General features: G+C 62.8%; 8 protein-coding genes. 2 read left to right on the top strand and 6 right to left on the bottom strand.

Features of this window, described 5'->3' with window-relative positions; translation table 11 throughout:
* The first annotated feature begins 420 nt into the window (after nucleotides 1-420).
* Complete coding sequence (locus ACVOKO_RS00450; RefSeq protein ID WP_346496208.1) at nucleotides 421-1,995, top strand: SDR family NAD(P)-dependent oxidoreductase; 1,575 nt, start codon at nucleotides 421-423, stop codon at nucleotides 1,993-1,995.
* A gap of 472 nt (nucleotides 1,996-2,467) precedes the next feature.
* Here ACVOKO_RS00450 and ACVOKO_RS00445 read toward each other — a convergent pair whose 3' ends face one another.
* The 5 genes from ACVOKO_RS00445 to ACVOKO_RS00425 form a co-directional block, all read right to left on the bottom strand.
* Nucleotides 2,468-3,811: a DUF1254 domain-containing protein gene (locus ACVOKO_RS00445; RefSeq protein WP_346496206.1), complete on the bottom strand. Its 1,344-nt coding sequence runs from the start codon at nucleotides 3,809-3,811 to the stop codon at nucleotides 2,468-2,470.
* Between the two features lie 312 nt (nucleotides 3,812-4,123).
* Complete coding sequence (locus ACVOKO_RS00440) at nucleotides 4,124-6,331, bottom strand: DUF6923 family protein (protein WP_346496204.1); 2,208 nt, start codon at nucleotides 6,329-6,331, stop codon at nucleotides 4,124-4,126.
* A gap of 28 nt (nucleotides 6,332-6,359) precedes the next feature.
* A complete protein-coding gene (locus ACVOKO_RS00435; RefSeq protein WP_346496202.1) occupies nucleotides 6,360-10,052 on the bottom strand; it encodes a TonB-dependent receptor in 3,693 nt (1,230 codons plus the stop codon).
* The gene (locus ACVOKO_RS00430) at nucleotides 10,049-14,851 is read right to left on the bottom strand and encodes an OmpA family protein (RefSeq protein ID WP_346496200.1); all 4,803 of its coding nucleotides are present in this window, start codon (nucleotides 14,849-14,851) and stop codon (nucleotides 10,049-10,051) included. The genes ACVOKO_RS00435 and ACVOKO_RS00430 overlap by 4 nt, the downstream gene beginning before the upstream one ends.
* Before the next feature lie 431 nt (nucleotides 14,852-15,282).
* The gene (locus ACVOKO_RS00425) at nucleotides 15,283-17,601 is read right to left on the bottom strand and encodes an arylsulfatase (protein WP_346496198.1); all 2,319 of its coding nucleotides are present in this window, start codon (nucleotides 17,599-17,601) and stop codon (nucleotides 15,283-15,285) included.
* A 297-nt stretch (nucleotides 17,602-17,898) separates the two neighbouring features.
* On the opposite strand from ACVOKO_RS00425, the gene ACVOKO_RS00420 reads away from it, so the two are divergent.
* Nucleotides 17,899-18,864 (top strand): SphA family protein, encoded by a 966-nt coding sequence (locus tag ACVOKO_RS00420; protein ID WP_346496196.1) that lies wholly within the window; start codon nucleotides 17,899-17,901, stop codon nucleotides 18,862-18,864.
* A 50-nt stretch (nucleotides 18,865-18,914) separates the two neighbouring features.
* Here ACVOKO_RS00420 and ACVOKO_RS00415 read toward each other — a convergent pair whose 3' ends face one another.
* On the bottom strand, nucleotides 18,915-19,304 hold the full coding sequence (locus ACVOKO_RS00415) for a hypothetical protein (protein WP_346496194.1): 390 nt from the start codon (nucleotides 19,302-19,304) through the stop codon (nucleotides 18,915-18,917).
* Nucleotides 19,305-19,313 lie beyond the last annotated feature (9 nt).

Below are 19,313 nucleotides of genomic sequence, written 5' to 3'. Positions count from 1 at the left end.
GGAGCGCCTGGCCTGCGCTGAACCTCATCTGCGGCCAAGGGATGCCCTGCTCCAGCCCCCGCTCGTTCATCTACGTACGACGGTGGCCACTCCGCCGCGCTCACACGGCGCCAGCGCGGGCATTCGCTTTCAAATCGGGTTGGCCAGCGCGGGTCAGGGCCAAACGCCGATGGCAGCTGTGTCGCCCATCGTGGCTTCGCGGCTCCCGCTGCGCGCCCAGCCTGAACCGCTGCCGCGCACGAGAGCGAAAAACCAGCCTGCGCTGCCCCTGGCGGCCGCAGATTGGCGCCAACCCCCTGATATCTGGGACAATTGCCCCCGGCCACGCCCTCCCGGCCTGCTACAGCATGGACCCGCATCGAGGCGGTCACCGCTCTGCTGTCCATCCACGGCTTGCCGCCGCTCTTTCCGGATTGTCATTTGAACACCATCGCCACACCTGTTGACCCTGCCCTGCTCCTGTCAGACCGCCTGCGCGAAGCGCTGGATCTGCTGGAGGCGATCGAAGCTGATCGCAGCATGCTCGACACCTTGTCCGAAGCCGACCGCGTGCGCCTGCACCAGGTGGTTGCCAAGGTTTTCCACCCCGAGCCGAAGGCACGCCGGCAGATGCTGAAGAAGCAGGCCCGTGAGCGCCACCAGGAGAAGGTGCGCAAGTCCGAGGCGCTGCTTGAACAGACCGGCATCCGCGCCCTGCGCCGCAAGCCGGTGTTCAGCACCCCGAACTACTTTCCGCCGCATGCCGCTGGTCTGCACGACGCGCACAACGGTGAAGGTGCAGCCGTAGTTGAAGAGCCGGTGCACTCGCCCGAGCAGCGCCATTGCTATGTATGCAAGCAGAAGTTCACCCAGCTGCATCACTTCTATGACCAGATGTGCCCGGTCTGCGCCGATCTGAACTACATCAAGCGCACCGAGACTGCAGACCTGCAGGGCCGCGTCGCCTTGCTGACCGGCGGCCGGGTAAAGATCGGCTATCAGGCGGGCCTGAAGCTGCTGCGTGCCGGTGCCGAGCTGATCGTCACCACACGCTTCCCGCGCGACTCTGCGGCACGTTACGCCGAAGAACCCGACTTCGCAGTGTGGGGCCACCGCCTGCAGGTATACGGGCTGGACCTGCGCCATACGCCCAGCGTGGAAGCCTTCTGCAGTGAGCTGTTGGCCACCCGCACGCGCTTGGATTTCATCATCAACAACGCTTGCCAGACCGTACGCCGGCCGCCGCAGTTCTACGCGCACATGATGGCCGGCGAAACCGCTGCCGTGCAGAGCCTGCCGGATACGATCCGCAAGTTGATCGGCAACTACGAAGGCCTGCGCAGCGCCGATCTGCTGCCGGTGGCAGCCGCCGCTGCGTTGCCCTCGCCGCAGGGCAATGGCGCCGACGGGCTGACCCGCGCCGCCGAGTTGTCGCAGGTACCGCTGTTGGCCGATGAACTGCTGGGCCAGCGTCATCTGTTCCCCGATGGGCGCCTGGACCAGGATCTGCAGCAGGTCGATCTGCGCGACAGCAATTCCTGGCGCCTGCGCATGGCCGAAGTTCCGTCGGTGGAGCTGCTGGAGACACAGCTGGTCAATGCCATCGCACCGTTCATCATCAATGCGCGGCTGAAGCCGCTGATGCTGGCCACGCCCGAGCGCGACAAGCACATCGTCAACGTGTCGGCGATGGAGGGGCAGTTCTACCGCAACTTCAAGACCACCCGTCACCCGCATACCAACATGGCCAAGGCCGCGCTGAACATGATGACGCGCACCTCGGCAGCCGATTACCAGAACGACGGCATCCATATGAACAGCGTGGATACCGGCTGGGTAACCGACGAGGATCCGGCAGGCCTGGCCGCCCGCAAGGTGCAGGAAGAACGCTTCCACCCGCCGCTGGACATCATCGACGGCGCCGCACGCATCGTCGACCCGATCATCCACGGCTTCAATACCGGCGAGCATGTCTGGGGGCAGTTCCTGAAGGACTATGCGCCCACCGATTGGTGAGTCCGTAGATCACCGTTGCGCTAATCCAGCCCGATTGAGCGGGCTGGAGCAGTTTCTCGCCGAGCACCGCGCCCCTTTCTGGCTGTGGGTGATGGTCACCGACTAGGGCGTTGCCCAGCGCGACCGTCTGTTTGCCAATAGCCCACCGCAAGCATTGCGCACTGCAGGTCTTCACATGAGGGCCTGCCATCTCGACATGCTTCTCTAGTGTGCGAGCCCAGATATCCGTCGTCAGCGGCGGTGGCTCAGCCAGCGATGCGCCGACCACCGCTCGGCCTGCTCAGCCGCCCACCGCGAGGAATTACGGCAATGATCAGAGACCGCAAGGACCGCCAGAGCCGTTCGAAGTCCGCGGCGCGCCCGAGCCCACGCGTAAACAACGCAAGGAACATGAGCGCCAGGACCAGGGCGAAGCAATAGGTTTGCGACCAAAGTTTCGATTCTTCTGTGCAACCCGCTGCTGCTCGACAGCTCAGCCTATGCGGGTGACTGCTGGCGGTGCCCAGCGCCCATCCAGAACCTCCGGCTTGGGCCAATAAGCCCGCAGGAACAGCGAAAAATCGGCGTTCGCCGGCGCAGGCAGCCAATTGCTTTCAAGCGCCGCGCCCGGCGAGGTGGCCTGCACGTACAAGATCAGCGCACCATCGCTTGCCAGCTTCAAGGTTTTGTTCTTGGTCCCCAGCGAGTAGCGTTGGATCGGATTGGGAACAAAAAAATGGTTGGCGTCATACAACGTTAGCGACCAGAAGCCATCGACTGGCGGCGTCTGGCCCGGAGAAAACTTCACTTGGTAGCGATGGGTGCCGTTCAATCGCTGCCCTTCGCCGTCCAGGTCCTGGTAGATGTATTTGGTCTCCTCGGCGGTGTTCACCATGATGTTCGATTTGGCTACTGCCGTTCTGGCGAAGTAGTCGGTGCCGAACGCGGCGCCATTGTCTACCGTCGACCAGTGCTCGCTGCGCGGCACGCCCCAATTGCGGAACTGCAGCAAGGGATCAATCACATCGGCATCGGCCTGCGTAATTGCTTCGATAGCCGCGGCCTTGAGCGAAGCATCCTGCTGGATTGCCGCAACCAGCGCCAAGGCCTGCGCATACAGCGCCTGCTCACCGGCAAGTGGACGCGCGTCGGCCAGCACCGAAGGTAGTTGATCGAAGAAGGTTTGCGGCATCACCCACTGCGTCTCGCCGCCGGCATCATTGCTTCCGGCCGGTGCGAAGCTCGGAATCGATTTCCAGTCATGGCGTTTCATCGTCCCGTCGAACTGCGCAAGCGGGTAGAGATCGATCTGTGCGATGACGTCCTGAACTGCCTGCCGGTCCTCGTCGGTGTCATCCTGGAACACACGCGGAATCACCATTCCGGTATCGCTGCCGGCACGAAAGACCTCGTTCACGCCGGCCGGCGTCTCGCCCTGCCAGTCGGGCCCAACCAATAGATAGAACCCGGGCTTGCTGGCATACATCGCCCCAAGATGAGCGAAGCTGTCTGTGCGGATATCCACCATCTGATAGACCCAGAAGCGCTGGCCGAAGTCAGGCACCTGCACGATCACCGGCGACCTGTCCAGGGCGATGACACCGGCGCCGTACACCACGTCCTGATTGGGACAGGCCACCCAGCGCTGTTCGGGTTTTACGTAATCGTGCAGCATCGACAAGGTATTCAGCGGCGCCAACGGCAGTACGCCATTCATCAGGCCCGGCTGTGGCGCCTTGTCGAAGACCAGCCGGCGGTTATGAACATTCACCATCGGCCATGCCCAGAAATAGACATAGGGCGCAGCCATGCGCACATAGCTTTCGGTAATCCGCATCGCATCTGCTGCGCTACTCACAGTGCCACGCTCACCAACGCCGATTTTTTCCACGATAGGTCTCCAGCTGCGATAAGGCACTGACAGGTGCCGATTGCCACACTGCAGGCATTCTGGCCGGTCCCACGGCAACCTCTGGGCCAGCGCCCTGCCTGATTACGACTTGCCCAAGGATCAACGCGTCCGCAATTCCATAGGAAAAAAGCGGTAAAGCTACTGCCGGTGATCTTCTGCTGCCGAAGCTGACGTAACACCGCCACTGTCCTGCGCTTACCCATCTGCTCATCAACCACTAGCGATCCTCCGCCCTGCTCAGGGAATGACCAGGCAGCTGACGGTGACAACTACGGTGCCGTTGTTGGCCGGCAAGCTGGGAATGATCACGCCGGTACCAAACAGCGCGGTTCGGCTCAGCGCGGCCGGACAGGTCGCTGCACCTGTGGCACTGCATGACGGTGGCGTGCTGGGGCTGAGGCAGTCGAGCCGGCCATTGGGCGTATCGCTTAGCACGGCATTGCTGACGTCGGCCGGCCCCAGGTTGCTGGCGGTCAAGCTGTAGTTAATGGTGTCGCCAACACGCACGCTGGCGCTGGGGGTGGCCTTGACCACCGACAGGTCGGCCTGCGGCGCGGGATCGGTATCGGTCGCGGTGTTGTCGTTGGGCGTCGTGTCGCTGTAGTTGCTCGGCGGGGTGATTATCGCGGTGTTGGTCAGCATGGGCTGGCTTTGCGGATAGGCCAGTGGCACCGCCATGGTCAAGGTATAGGTGGCCTGGGAAACGATGCGGTTGGTTTCATCGAATTCGAGATCCAGCTGGTCATCGATTGCGCCGCTGCCACTGCTTTGTCCGCACTCACCAGCGCCCTGGGTTATCTGGCAAGTCCAGCTGGCGGTGGAGATTCCCGGCGGCAGTGCATCCTGCACACGCAGGTTCTGCACGCCGATCGGGCCACGGTTGCTGACCACGATGCTGTAAACGACGTTCGTCCCCGGCAGGTAAGTATCGTTGGGAAGATCGTTGGGGCCTTGTGCCGGGGTATTGGTCTTGGTGACGCCAACATCCACGCCGAGCACGATTTCAGCCGACGCGCAGTGGGCGCCGTCGTTGCTGCCCACCACCGGCGAGCCGGACAAGCGCGTGCCCGCGCCGGTGGCCAGGTCGAACTCGTAGAAGCCACCCGGATCATTGCGCGAACCATACAAGGCGGTAGGTGTGCCGAACAATGCGCCAACGTTTCCCAGCGTGCCATTGGCAACCGGAAGCGTGGTGACCTGGCCGGTGCTGGGATTGATCCAGGCCACCGTGCCGTTCTGGTTGACCGTGTACAGCCGACCATTGATCCACGCCATGTCCGCACCACTGACGGTGCCGCCAATCAGGTTGATGCGGGTTGCCGTGCCTGGCACCGTGGTCAGATCAATGCGATAGATTGCACTGACCACATTTTGTGTTTTGACATAAAGAAACCCATCCGTGCCGATTTCGCCTGCGTTGTAGCTGTTGTTTACCGGCGGGCTGGTCGGCGCCGGCAACCCACTGACTGCTCCAAGTACCTCGGTGGAGCCGTCCGAGTGGATGCGCACCAGACTGGTGGTGCCGATGCGTATGCCATACAGGAAATTGTCCGCTGGCCGGTAGCCAACCGCGTTGTACGGCACGCTGCCGGTACCCAACGGTACGAGGGTGAATGGCACGGAGCTGGTATCGACACGCGACAGAGTGGTGTTGTCCTGCCCGGTCGGAGCCTGGCTGATGAACATGTCCGGGCTGCATTGGGCAAAAGGGCCACCCAGTGCGAGCGCCCGAGGGGCACCCAGCCCTGAACGCAGGCCGCTGGGCGAAGATTGCAGGCCCGCACTAGCGCGCGGAGTGGCGCGATCAGCGGTTGTGCGTGCGCCCGCGCTATCGGTAGCTGACGTTGTTGGAGCGATGGGCGCAGGCAGGCCCGCATCGGCTTGCGCGCGGTCACTGTCACGCACGCTCAAACGCGGCCCGCTGCTGCCTTCGACTGGCTGCAGTGCGGCCTCCAGTTCCAGGGCTTGGTGACTGCCTGGGTAATCGGCTGGAGCCGTTATCGTCAACTGATAGGTCAGGCTGCTGCCTGCCGGAAGATGCGCAAGCGCATCAACGGCACCGCTGCCCTGCACGGCTGGGCAGCGCGCTCCAGCATCAGCTTGGCATGTCCAGCGCGCCTGGGTCATGCCCGCCGGCAGCTTGGTCTGCAAGTGGCCACGGAACGTAGCCGTACCTTTGTTTGCAGCGCGCAACTGATAGCTGACCTCGCCACCGGGAACATAGTAGTCATCGGGTAGATCGACGCCACCGAGCGCAGGGCTGTTGGTGAGGGTCAGCAGCAATCCTTCACTGCTTGCCTCGCCACCTGCGCTGCTCTGTGCGCCTGCAGGTACCGCTGCAACCAAGGCCAACAGCATCCACAACGCTGCCGCAAGCCAATGCTGCGTCGGCACGGCTGGACGACCATTGTGAATAGGAAGCTGCTGCATACGGGTCATGGTCATGGCATCTGTCCTGGAGTGCGCCGCGCCGTCAATACATGCCGGTCATGTTGAGAAACCAGCCGCGATGGTCGTAATCGAAGTCGGTCAGGTCATCGCTGAACTCGGTGAAGTTATAGCCCACGCCCAAACGGAAGTTGCGGCTGATATCGCGGTCCACGCCAACCAGGAAGCCTTGCCGGCTGCCACCATCGGCCACATCCAACCACCGGTACTCAGCCAACGCGTGCCATTGCGTGCGCAGCTCGTAACGCAGCTGCGCGGCGGCGAAGTTGGTGGCCGAATCGAACCAAGGCCCATAGCCGCGCTGCATGCGGACGTCACCATCACGACGCGCCAGCTTCAAGGCGTATTCCCAATGTTGGTCCTGCTTGTAGACACCTTCCAGCGACAAGACCTGGGTACGCTGATCGTACTCGGCACCCCCCACCTGCCCGAGCGTGGCCAGGTCATACAGATAGGTGTAGCGGCCGAACAACGCCCAGCGCGTGCTGTTCCATGGCCGCCAGGCAAAGCCCAGGTTGCTCTCCAGGAAGCGCGCATTGGCCAGCCGATCATAGTCATCATCGGTATCGGAGTAGTTGACGCGTGCAGCGATGCGCCAGCTCTCGTTGATTTTCCAGGTCAACCGGTTGGTGGTGACCCACTGGGTGCGGTTCTCGCCACCTTGATCACGTCGCCACTCCACTTTGCTCTGCCAATCGGCTGCAGGTGAGGTGTGGCCGCCGCTGACGCTGACCGCGCGCCGATCCACATTGGCCCCACCCAGCTTTTCCAGATCGCCCGTCTGCAGGGTGAAACCCATGTTCCAGCCCTGCGCAGGATAGAAATCCATGCCGTAGGTATGAGCTATACCGGACTGCTGCGGCTCCTTGATGAACTGGCTCTCGTTGAACATGTTGCTGCGTTCGGACAGGCGCCAGCGTTGGCCGATGGTCCAGCCGTTCTGGCGGTTGGGCTCAAACAGCGATTCATAGTCGGTACTGTCTGTCGAATACGTGTAGCCGGTATACAGCGAATGCTCGGGCGTGAGCCGGTACTCACCACTCACCATCGCTGAATTTCCGCGATCGCCAACACTACCTTCGGCGGAGACCGAGGACTGATCGCCAAACAGGTATTTGCCGCCTGCCACCAAGGCATTGTTGTCTTCGTACTGACCGCCATCGTCATCCAGCGTGGCCTGTGCCAAGCCATACAGGTTGAGGCTGGTGCCAAACTGATGTGCGTACTTGACTGCGCCCAACACGCCAGTGGCGCTGCTCAACAGTCGCTGCTCTTCAACCCGGCGGATCTCGCCGCTGAGGGTATCGTAGTCACCGATGCGCCATTCCATGCTGGCCTGCGCCTGGGTCAAGGCCTGCCGTCCGATCTCGGCGCGGCTGTACCGTGCATACAGGCTGAGATCGGTGGTCAGCTGTCCCAGCACTTCCGCACCATACTCGGTGACGTCGCGGTTGGTGTCGTAACGTGCCGTTGAATAGCCTGCATCGGTGTCGCGCCACCAGGCGCCAGCGCTCCAGTCCAGCGTGGTCCAGCCGAGCTCCTTGAGGTTGGCGCGCGCTTCAAGCGAACGCGCATCGCCCTTGCGCTGGCCCAGCAGACGGTTGCTCTGCACGAAACTCATGCCGCCGTTGTCCGAGTAGAACACCGGCGCACCAAATGATTCGGTGTGCGCGTACTCGGCCTTCAGGTAAGTGCCTTTGCCGGCCTGCAGGGTGAGGTCGGCGCCGCTGAGTGTGTAGTCTTCGCCGCTGCGGTTTTCCTTGACGTAGGTGACGCCAACGCCGACATGATCACCTAGCCACTGCTTGGCACGTACACCGGCGGTGATGTTGTCATCATCGAAGTCGCTCGGCACCCATTCGTAGTCCACCACCAGGCGCTGCTCGTAGCCGTCCAGCGGGCTGTCGCGGGTCAAAGTAGGCACGTTCTCACGGGTGATCTGGGCCAAAGGCCTGGTCAGCAGCAAGCGTCCCTGCAGCTCGTTGATCTGGTAGTCCACGCCGCGCATCAGTGGCACGCGTTGTTCGACGCGCCCGGTTGCGGGGTCACGGATCTCCAGCACCACGATATCCGAGCCGGGCAGGATGTCGGTGTTGCGCAGGTAGTACAGGCTGCCGCCGGTGCCTGCGAATTCATTGTGGCCCGGCGCGGTTTCGGCCTGCGAGCCGAAGCCGCGCAGTTCCGTACGTGGGTCACCCCAGGCATTGATCGCACGCGAGCGCCAGTTCACCGCTGCACCGTAAAGCGAGCGCACGTACTGCGCGTACTCGGTGCCGGTCAGGCCGGTGGCGTAATTTCCCCACAGCGCCTGGTTCTTGTCCCAGTCCACGCGCAGGTAGAAGCGGCCCATGGTGTCGACATCGCGGTAGGTGCTGGAGTCGTCGCCATAGGTCGGGTAGTACAGATCGGGATCCAGCCGGCGGAAAATGTCCTGCGGCGTTGCACTGGTGAAGCCATCAAACAGATGGCCCAGGTCCTGTTCGGTGGTATCCGCCTGCGCGGTGATCAGGTATTTGGCACGGGCCTTGGCCTTCAGATAGAAGGCCAGCCGCCCGTCACTGATGATGTCATCACGGTAGCGACCATCCACACTCAGTGCCGCGGTCGAGCGGCCGATGTCGTTCTGCGCGATGGTCACATCGGCCATGCCAATGCCAAAGAAGTAGCTGCCGGAGACATCCACCTCCAGCTGCTGATGCTGGGCAACCGCAGCTGCACTGCCCTGCCCCGGCGCCTGTACCGCGATATCAAAACCATGGCGGCCAACGGGCATCAGGAATTCAGCCACGAACTTGCCTTCCAGATCGACCGGGTAAGGCTCGCCATTGATGCTGAGGCTGCGGCCCTGTGGAAGGTTCCGGCCCTGTATGCGCACCCGCGAGCCATATACCGCGATGTTCTGCTGGCGCAGGCCATTGCGCGAAAACACGTCATCGACCAGCCGCTGCTGCTGCGCCTGCTCAACACTCAACGCGCTGCCCAAGGCTTTTTCGGTGGTGTCGCGCAACGACCGGTTGCCGCGTTCCGCTTCCTCCGGTGTCACCAGCTGCATGCGGCTTGGTGCGGTCTCGTCCCAGGCGCCATCGGCAGCATATGCGCGCAGCACGTACACCAGATCATCACCAGCGCGGTAGCGATAGCGGTCTGGCAGCACGCCATCCCATTCGGCCTGGGCCACGCCGGTAGGCGCAACCGCAACGGTGGCGAGCGGCTCGATCAAGTCCAGGTCGGCCGCCCGGTACAAACGTAGCTCCATCCGCTGGATGAACGCCGGGTAGTTGCTGCGTATAGCAAACCGTACCGGTGCAACGATGCGCTGGCCGTCGTAAGCCACGAACGACGGTGCCGACACCGCCAGTTCCGGCTGCCCGAGATTGGGATCTTCTGTTGCCCAGACCACGCCGCCATCGGCCAGCTGCACCGAGAAGCGGCCAACCGCGGTGGCCTGCCCGGGACGTTCGCGGGCAACGGTGACGCGCCGGTCCGGCTGCAACGCCTCTATCGAGGAGCGCGGGCCGGTGCCCGTGGTCACCGGCTGGTCATAGCTGCGCGTACGCAACTGGAACAGCAGTCCCTGATCATTGCTGCAGCCGTTGTCACTGCAATCCAACGCTTGCGCGTCGGCGGCGGGCGAGGCAACGGTGGGCGGCGCCTGCGCAGCGGCAGCGCCACTGGCCAGCAGACCGGCCAGGGTGCAATCGAGCAATCTGCGCTTCATGGCGTTCCCTCCTGCAGCGGCGCGGCCAGCGGTGCCTTGGGGTCCGACTCGGCCTGCACCCTGACCTTGTCACGCAGCGCTGGAGACAACTGCGCAGTGATCGCCTCCTGTACTGCGCGGGCTCTGCGCAGACCAAGCTTGACGTTGTAGTCGTAGCTGCCGTGCACGTCGGTATGGCCGACGATGCCCACCTGGCCACCGCCATCACGTTCGAGCGCAGCGGCCATCTGCGTGATCAATGTCCTGAATTCAGGGCGGATGGTGGATTTGTCGTTGTCGAACAGGATGGTTCCCAGCAGCGCCTCACCGCTGGACCAGCCCACTATCAGCGGCGCCTCCGCAGTCTGGTCGGTGCGTACGTTGATCTGTACCTGCTGCAGATCCTGCGGTTGCAGGCGCGAAGCCAGTGCATCGCGCAGCGCGGTGGCACGGGCGAACGCCAGCTCGGGCGGATCTCCATCCGCGCTCACCAGGACTTCGCCACGGCGGCCGCGGACCTGGTCAGCAATGCGCTCCACCACTGCGTCGAAGCGCGCTGGTATCTCAGCACTGCCTGGCGCGAACAACACCTTGCCCAGCACCAGTTCAACCCGCTCCTCGCCACCGGCAATACGGCCCGGCGGCAGTTTCACGCCCCAATCGAAGCGTACCGGCAACCCGGGGGTGATACGCCGCAGCAGCGGATTGTCGGTGGTGAACTCCGCGCCCGCCGGCAACGTCGCTGGATCGACCTTGAGAATGAAGTTGCGCCCGCGCTCCCACACGCCACCGTTGATACCCACCAAGTGATAGCGGCCGAACTGATCGGTTTCCATCAACAGACCCTCGACCGAGGCGATACGTACGCCGGGGATGCCGCGTTCGTCGACACCATCGTTGCTGACCACATACTCGACCGTCGTGCCGCCAGCGTCTTCGAACACCCGCCGTTGCACCTGCGGCCGGGCGCCGCTCAAGCCCTTGCGTGCGTCACCGGAAAGCTCCATCCGGGTCTGGCCGGCCTGGTCCATGCGCAGGCTGAAGCCTTCGGCGCTGGTCAGCACGAAATCGTCGCTGAAGTTGGCCGCGCGCAGGCGCTGACGGATGACCACCTGGTGGCGCTCTGCCGGGTCGGCATCGGATTGCCGTGCGGGTATCGCGCCAAGCGCCAGACCATGCAGCAGTGGCGCGCTGGCATCAGCCTGCGCAACCTCGGCACCGTCGCGCAGCAACACCGTCGAGCCGGCGACATAATCGCCCGCTGCAAAGCCGCCCTGCACCGTCACCTTGCTTAGATCAGCACGGTCCTGCCAACCATCGCCATCGCGGTCGTCGAATACCGTGCCGATGATCAGGCTTTCATCCAGTAACGGATCCGGGCTGAGCATTACCTCCGCGGTGGCGATATTGGAAATGGGCGTGTCTGCTGGCGACAGCGCCTGGGCTTGATTGACGTGGGTACCCTGGCGCACGCCGGCGCCGACGCGCATCAGGTAGGCCACGGTTATCACGCCACCGGCCGGCAGATTGAGCCCACCTAGCCGCACCGGGCCGGCGCCGCTGACAATCAACGGATCGCCACCGCTCTGCTGCAGTGAACCCGCGACGAAGCTGAAACCTGCCGGGCTGCTGTCGACCACGCTGCCGTTGACCAGATCAACACCGCTGACGTTCTCGATCCGCAGCGTGTACAGCACCAGATCACCAATCTTCACCTCGCGCACACCGGCAGTCTTGGTGATGCGCAGCAGCGGATCATCGACCGGGTGCTGCGTTGTGCAGTTGTCGCAACCCGGCGGCTCCGGCCCGCCGCCGCTGGGCACAACAGTGTTGTTGACCACGCTGCCAGCTTGCTCATTGACAGTGGCGTCATAGCTCAAGGTGTGCACGCCTACGGCGGTACCCACCGGCAATGTGCAGGTCACAGTGTTGCCGCTCTGGCTGCATTGCGCTGGCAGCGCGGACAGGGTCAGTCCGGCATCGGCGGTGTCCACCAGCACCAGGGGCTGGGTGGTCGGCGCGTTGCCGACCACGGCGGTCAGGGTGTAACGCAATACCTGGCCGCGTTCGACCTGGGTGCCGCTGCTGGGATCTGCCGATTTGCTGACATCCACCACCGGCGTCAACACCGGCGTATCGGTGCCGCAGTTGACAGTGCAGCTTGGATTGTCACCGCCGCTGGCAAGCACGGCATTGCGCACCGAACCACTTGCGTCGGTTGTCACCACCGCCGTGTAGGTCAAGGCGTAAGTGCCGATGGCGGTGCCCGCCGGCAGGCTGCAGATCAACGGGGTTCCGCCATTGCACGTGTAGCTGCCGGCGTCACCGATGGCTCTGAACTGCAAGCCTGGCCCCGGCGTATCGGTGAGTGTCACCACGTCGGTCGTCGGCGCAACGGTGATCGTCGTGGTCAGGGTGAACGTCAGGCTGTCACCCGCCCGCACTTCTGTCTGCCCGGCTGGCAGCAGCACGCTCTTGGCATAGGTGACTACCGGTTCGGACAAGGGATTGTCGATCTCGCACACACTGCAGCTGCCGTCACTGGGCACCACGCTGTTGTGCACCGCCGTGGTGGCAGCGGTGTTCACCACAGCGCTGTAGCTGACGCTGTAACTGCCAGCGGCAGTGCCGGCCGGCAGCGTGCACACGACCGGTGTCGCGGCGTTGCAGCTGAAGCTGCCGGCGGCGGTGATGGCGGAGAAATCCAATCCGGGGCCAAAGGTATCGGTCAGCACCAGCGCCTTGCTGAGCGCGCCGCCACTGATCACCGAGGTGACGGTGTAGACCAAGGCCTGGCCGCGCGCGACTGCGGTTCCGGCACCGACGTCGACCGTCTTGCTGGTGGCGATTTCCACCAGTGGATTGATCGTGGTGCACGTGGTGCAGGTTCCCTCGCTGGGCACCACGCTGTTGCCTACCGAGGTGGTGGCATCATCAGTCACCAGCGCCGTATAGCTGAGCGCATACGTGCCGGCCGCTGTACCCACCGGCAACGTGCAGATCACCGGATTGCTGGTATTGCACGAGAATGCAGCGGCGGAAGTGATCGCATTGAAGGCAAGCCCTGCGCCCAGGGTATCGGTCAGGGTGAACGGCTGGCTCAGATCACCGCTGCCGCTGATCACCGTGGTAACCGTATAGGTCAGCAGCTGCCCGCGCTGAACGGCGGTGCCGCTGCCAACATCCACGATCTTGCTGCTGCTGATCTGCAGCAAGGGATTGTCGGTTGAGCAGTCGACGCAGCCGCCCTGGTTGGGCACCACCGTGTTGTTGACAGACGTCGTTGCACCGGCCTGCACCACCGCGGTGTAACTGACCGGGTAGACGCCGGGCCCGGTTCCAGTGGGCAATGTGCAGATCACCGGGTTGCTGCCGGTGCAGCTGAAGCTGCCGGCGTTGGTGATGGCACCAAATGCCAGTCCCGCACTGAGCGTATCGGTCAACACCAGATCGCTGAGCAAGCTGCCGGCGCCGGTGATGTTCGTGGTCAGCGTATAGGTAATGGTGTCGCCAACCTGCACACCGGTGCCATCGCCTATGTCGGAGGCCTTGCGGGTGAGCACGTCGACCAACGGATCAAGTGTCGTGCAGGGGTCACAGGTGCCGGCGCTGGCAACCACCGCGTTTCGCACCGACACCGTCGCCGTGGGTGCAACTGTTGCCGAGTAGCTGACATCATAGGTGCCGGCCGGCGTACCCGCAGGCAGGGTGCAGACCACCGGATTGGCTGCGTTGCAGCTGAAAGCGCCGGCACGGGTGATCAGGTTGAAGGTCAAACCGGCGCCGATGGTGTCGGTCAGGGTCAAGGGCTGTACCAATGCGCCGCCGCTTACCGTCGTGGTCAAGGTGTACACCAAGGTATCGCCAATGGCGACCTGGGCCCCATCGCCGACATTGGAGCTTTTGCGCGTGGTGATCTCGACCAGTGGATTGACCGTGGTGCAATCGGTGCAGGTGCCGCCGCTGGGCACCACGGTATTGCTCACCTCGGTCACCGCGCTGGCGTTGACGACGGCGCTGTAGCTGACCGGATAACTGCCAGCCGCAGTGCCGGTCGGCAAGGTGCAACGGATCGGATTGCCTGCCACGCAGTTGAAGCTGCCTGCCGAGACGATGCTGCCAAAGCTCAACCCGCTGCTCAGCGTGTCGGTAAGCAGCAGCGGCGAGGTCAAGCTGCCATTGCCACTGACCACGGTGGTTACGGTGTAGGTGATGGTCTGGCCGCGCTCGACGGCGTTGCCAGCGCCCACATCGGAGCGCTTGGAGGTGGCCACCGTCACCAGCGGATTGGTGGTGCTGCAGTCGCTGCAGGTACCATCGCTGGGTACAACGGTATTGGTGACCTGGCTGACGGCGGCCTGCGTGACCACTGCGGTATAGGAGACGCTGTAGCTGCCCGCTGCAGTACCGGACGGCAGCGTACATGTCACCGGCGCGGCATTGTTGCAGCTGAAGCTGCCAGCATTGGTCACTGCACCGAAGGCCAGCCCCGCGCTGAAGGTATCAGTCAGCGTCAGCGTGCTGCCCAAAGGGCCGCCCACAACCGTGGTGGTCAGCGTGTAGGTAAGGGTCTGGCCGATGCTGACCGAGACGCCACTGCCTATGTCCGAGCGTTTGACGGTGTCCAACGTGCCAACCAGCGGCGTCACGACCGTCGAGGTGTTGTTGCTGGGATCGGTATCGGTGACGCCGGGCGGCGTTGCGATCCGCGCGGTATTGGACACCTGGGCCGCGGCCTGCAACGGAAACAGGGCGAGCAGCGCCGCAACAGCAACGACCCGCACAGCGTTGGGGAGCCGAAAGTAGGAGTGGTTGCACACGTGGACTATTCCCTGGCTGGCCCGGTGGCGCGGCCTCGCCCACCGCTGTCGGCAGCGAGCGAAGCACCCATACAGGCGAGTAGTTACCGACTAGCTTTCGAGTCAACGCACTCAATGCGCATGGACCAACCCACGACTGCAGGCCGTCGACACTGAATGTAAATCGCCACTGAAACACTGATCCAGCGTAGATACACCGCCATGCAACCAGTAAAAATACGAACCCAACTGCGCAGTGGAATTGCGTGTATGACTTCAGACAGTCGCTGCGAACAAGCTGTCAGCAAGACTCCGCCGTAAGTAGAGGTCTGCCGCCCAGCTGCACTCCGGTCATCAGCAAGACGGTGTCCCAACCCGACCGCACGCGGTTTGCGGCACGCGACGATAAGCCCACGTGCCGCAACTGCAATCAACGCGATCAACCTGGCGCCTCAGTCCCTGGCCAGCTTCGCGGCAAACCTCTGTTCGATGTCTTCGTAGGCGTCGTCGGCCAGATCGAACACCACTTTCAGCACCGAGCCGCCGCTGAACGGATACTGCGGTTTGTACTCCTTGCTTACAGCGTCGCCGCCGTCATAGCCCACGCACAATCCCTCACCGCACAGAATGTATCGCCCGGTCTGCGTGCGGAACCGCCCACTCGCCATTGCCGTGTCATCAAGATGCAGCGTCATCGTGCCGAAGGCCTCGCCTTGTTTGCTGACGCTCTGCTTGACGAACTCGACGCCAACCACATGCCGGCCTTGCCTGGGCGCATCACAGACCAGTTGCTGCTCCGGTGCAATGCCGAGGAAGTTGTAGACATAGAACAGCTTGCCGTCTTTGACGAACAGCGAGTAGCCGCCAAAACGTGAGCCTTGGGCGATGATCACGCCTTTGCTGCCGGGGGTGAAATCAACCTCGGCCAGCATCTTGAACGACACACCCAGAGTCCGTGCCGCGGCGGCCTCGGGAACCTCGGTGGTATTCGGGTAATAGACATAGCGGTCGCGCTGGGGCGCGTGGTATTCAGCGGCATGCATGGCGCGAACGCCCAGATCGATCAGTGGCAGCACGTTGTTGCGGCTTGCCTCACTGAGCCAAAGCTTCTGCAGCTGTTCCAGCCGGTCGGGGTGCTTGGCAGCCAGGTCATGGGCCTCGGCACGATCCGTGTCGGTGTGGAACAGCTGCCAGTTGTCCTTGTCGAAATGCCCTTGATCGGAGGGAATCGGCGCATGATCGGTCGCTGCTTTCCAGCCCTCGCTCCAGATGCTGCGGGTACCGGCCATCTCGTAGTATTGGGTTTTCTTGGTGGTAGCAGCCTGCGCATTGTCGAAGCTGTACAGCATGGATACGCCCGCCAATGGCGCCTGCTTCACGCCATCGACAAACTCCGGCATCGGCACGCCGCAGGCTTCAAGGATGGTTGGCACGATATCGGTGCAGTGATGGTATTGGTGGCGCACCTCACCCTTTGCGCGGATGCCTTTTGGCCAATGCACCACCAGCGGGTCGCAGGTGCCACCAGCATAGGAGGCATAGCGCTTGAACATGCGGTAAGGGGTGGAGAACGCCACCGCCCACCCGGTTGGATAATGGTTGTAGGTATCAGGCGAACCCAGTTTGTCGATCATCGCCAGATTCGATTCGACGTCGTCAGGATAGCCATTGAAGAAGCGGTTCTCGTTGACAGAACCACTGGGTGAGCCTTCACCGGAGGCGCCGTTGTCGGCGCAGTAGAAGATCAGCGTGTTGTCCAGCTGGCCGGATTCTTCCAGGTAGTCGATCATCCGGCCGATCTGCACATCGGTGTACTCGGACATGGCAGCAAACACCTCGGCCATGCGGCTGAAAAGCCGCTTCTCATCGGCGTTGAGCGTGTCCCAGGGGCGCACCCTGTCGTCGGCCGGGGTCCGATCTGCAGGCAACGGATTGATCGGGGTAAGTTCGGTATCTGCCGGCAGCACACCGCGCTCGATCATGCGCTTGAGCACCCACTCGCGGTAGGCCTCGTAGCCGTCATCGAACTGGCCACGGTATTTGTCGATGTAGTCCTGCGGTGCGTGATGCGGCGCATGATTGGCGCCGGGGCAGTACCACATGTACCAGGGCTTGTCCGGATCACACTGAACGCTGTCGCGGATGAACGATATCGCCTTGTCGGCGATGTCCTTGGAGAAGTGATAGCCCTCCTCCGGCTGCGCGGGCTGATCGACGAAATGGTTGTCTTCGATCAACTCCGGGTACCACTGGTTGGTTTCGCCACCAATGAAGCCATAGAAGCGGTCATAGCCAAGTCCCAACGGCCAGCGCTTCTTGGAGGCACTCATGCCGAAACCATCAACCGGCACGTTGTGGTTCTTGCCAACCCAGAACGTGCTCCATCCTGCGTCGCGAAGTATCGACGCCATGGTGCCGTTCTCCAGCGGAATGTGGCCCGCATAGCCCGGGAAGCCGGTGGCTGCCTCGGAGATGCAACCAAACCCATTGGCGTGGTGATTGCGGCCGGTGAGGAAGCACGAGCGGGTTGGCGAGCACACCGCCGTTGTGTGCCACTGCGAGTACATCAGGCCGTTCTTTGCCAGCTTGTCCAGCGTTGGCATCTGAATGCGGCCGCCGTAAGGCGACCATGCCGCCTGGCCGGTATCGTCATACAGGATCACCAGCACGTTTGGCGCTCCGGCCGGCGCGCGTTTATCCAGGAACGCGTCCCAATCCGCCTTGGAGTCACGGATATCGAGTTCAATACGACCGCTGAATTTGCCAGGCATGAGCGTGCTCCTCGGAAGGGATTCACCGTCAAGGCGTTGGCGGCGATCACCGAAGCATTCTGTGGAACGAGGTGAATTGCTTCCAGCCGGAAATCTGCTGGTGTGGGTTAGGTAAAAATACCGACCGCGGCCATCCTGTCGCAGCACATGCTGATCGCAGCGCCTGTCCAATGCCGCCGGCAACAACGTAGTTTTACCGGCGTCGCCTGCGAGTGTTTACGTATTGCTCTGCTCCGGTGCATGCCGAATGCTTGGGGTTAACGTTGCAGACACCTCCCTCCGCGCGGAACGGTGAAAATGAGCACACGAACCTCCCCCGTTGTTGCCGGTGTGCTGGCTGGCCTCGTTTCGCTGCTTGCATTCAGCCCCGATGCGGCTGCGGTGGAAGGCGGCCTGGGCCGCGCGATCACCGGCCTTCAGGTCACCGATTACGCCGGCGTTGTCCCACCCACGCCGGGTTTGAACCTGGCGTTGGGCTACGTCCACTATTCCGGCAAGTTCGATGCCGACCGCGAGCTGCCCATCAGTGGCGTTGCCGCGCTTGGCATGGACGCGACGTTTGACCTGTATTCGCTAAGCGGCTTGTACGTCTGGCCAGCAAAGACCGGGCGCTGGAATTTCGCATCGCTGGTGACGGTCCCTTTCGCCAGCGTCGACCTCAGTGCCGACGTGTCGGCAGGCCCGTTCAACCGCAGGGTCAGCGACAGCTTCAAAGGGGATCTGTACGACATCAGCTTCTCTCCGGTCATCGCCGGTTACCATTTCGATGAAACCCACCATCTTGCGCTCTCGGTCTCGATCTCCGCACCGGCCGGCAGCTACGACCCCGACAGATTGGCCAACCCCAGCCTCAACGCCTGGATCTACACGCCAACCGTTGCCTATACCCAGTTGGCCAGCCACGGTACCGTGGAATGGAGTACCGCCGCCGGTGTCGACTTCTCGACCCGCAACGACGCCACCGACTACCGCAGTGGTGCGGTTTTCCACATCGACTCACAGGTCATGAAACGCTGGGAAAATGGATGGGGACTGGGCGGCGTAGGCGGCTGGCTGCAGCAGGTCGGCGACGACAGCGGTGCACTGGCCGACCGTCTGGATGGCTTTCGTGGGCATGCTTTGGCGGCCGGCGCGATCATCTCCTACGAGCACAAGCATGAGGACATGAGCTTGTCGCTGTCCTTGCGTTGGCTGCATGAATTCGACGTACGGCGCCGGCTTGAGGGCGATCCGCTGATGCTCAGCGGCTCCCTCTCGTTCTAGCGGGCAGGCCAAGTCATTCGCTGCAGGTGCAAGACACCTGTGAGCGCGGCTTATTCGCGGCTCAGATGCAGCTTCAAACCTTCGGCGGTATTGCGCATCAGCACGAGATCGATGTCGGGGTTGCGTCCACGGACCTTGATCAATACATCCTCACCGTCATCCATCTCGGTCTTGTACAGCGAACGCCCATACTGGCGGCGGAGCGCATCGCGAATCAGAAGCGCTGCGTGATTCTCGTGCGTGCCAGCAGGAATCGGCACCACCAGACTCGTCGCTTCAGCGCCCTCGGGTGTCAGCGAGAGCTCGATTTCACCGGCAATATTGGCGGTGTGATCGACTGCGATCCGCCATTTGTTGGATGGCTCGGCACTGGCAACCTGGGCCGAGATCACCAATGGGCAGGCCAGGCCCAGAAGCCAACGACGGGGATTGGATAGCATGAAGGACCT

The organism is Stenotrophomonas sp. STEN240 (genome assembly GCF_056756175.1).
Note: the sequence above shows the minus strand (reverse complement) of the source record. Positions and strands in the feature narration are given on the sequence as shown.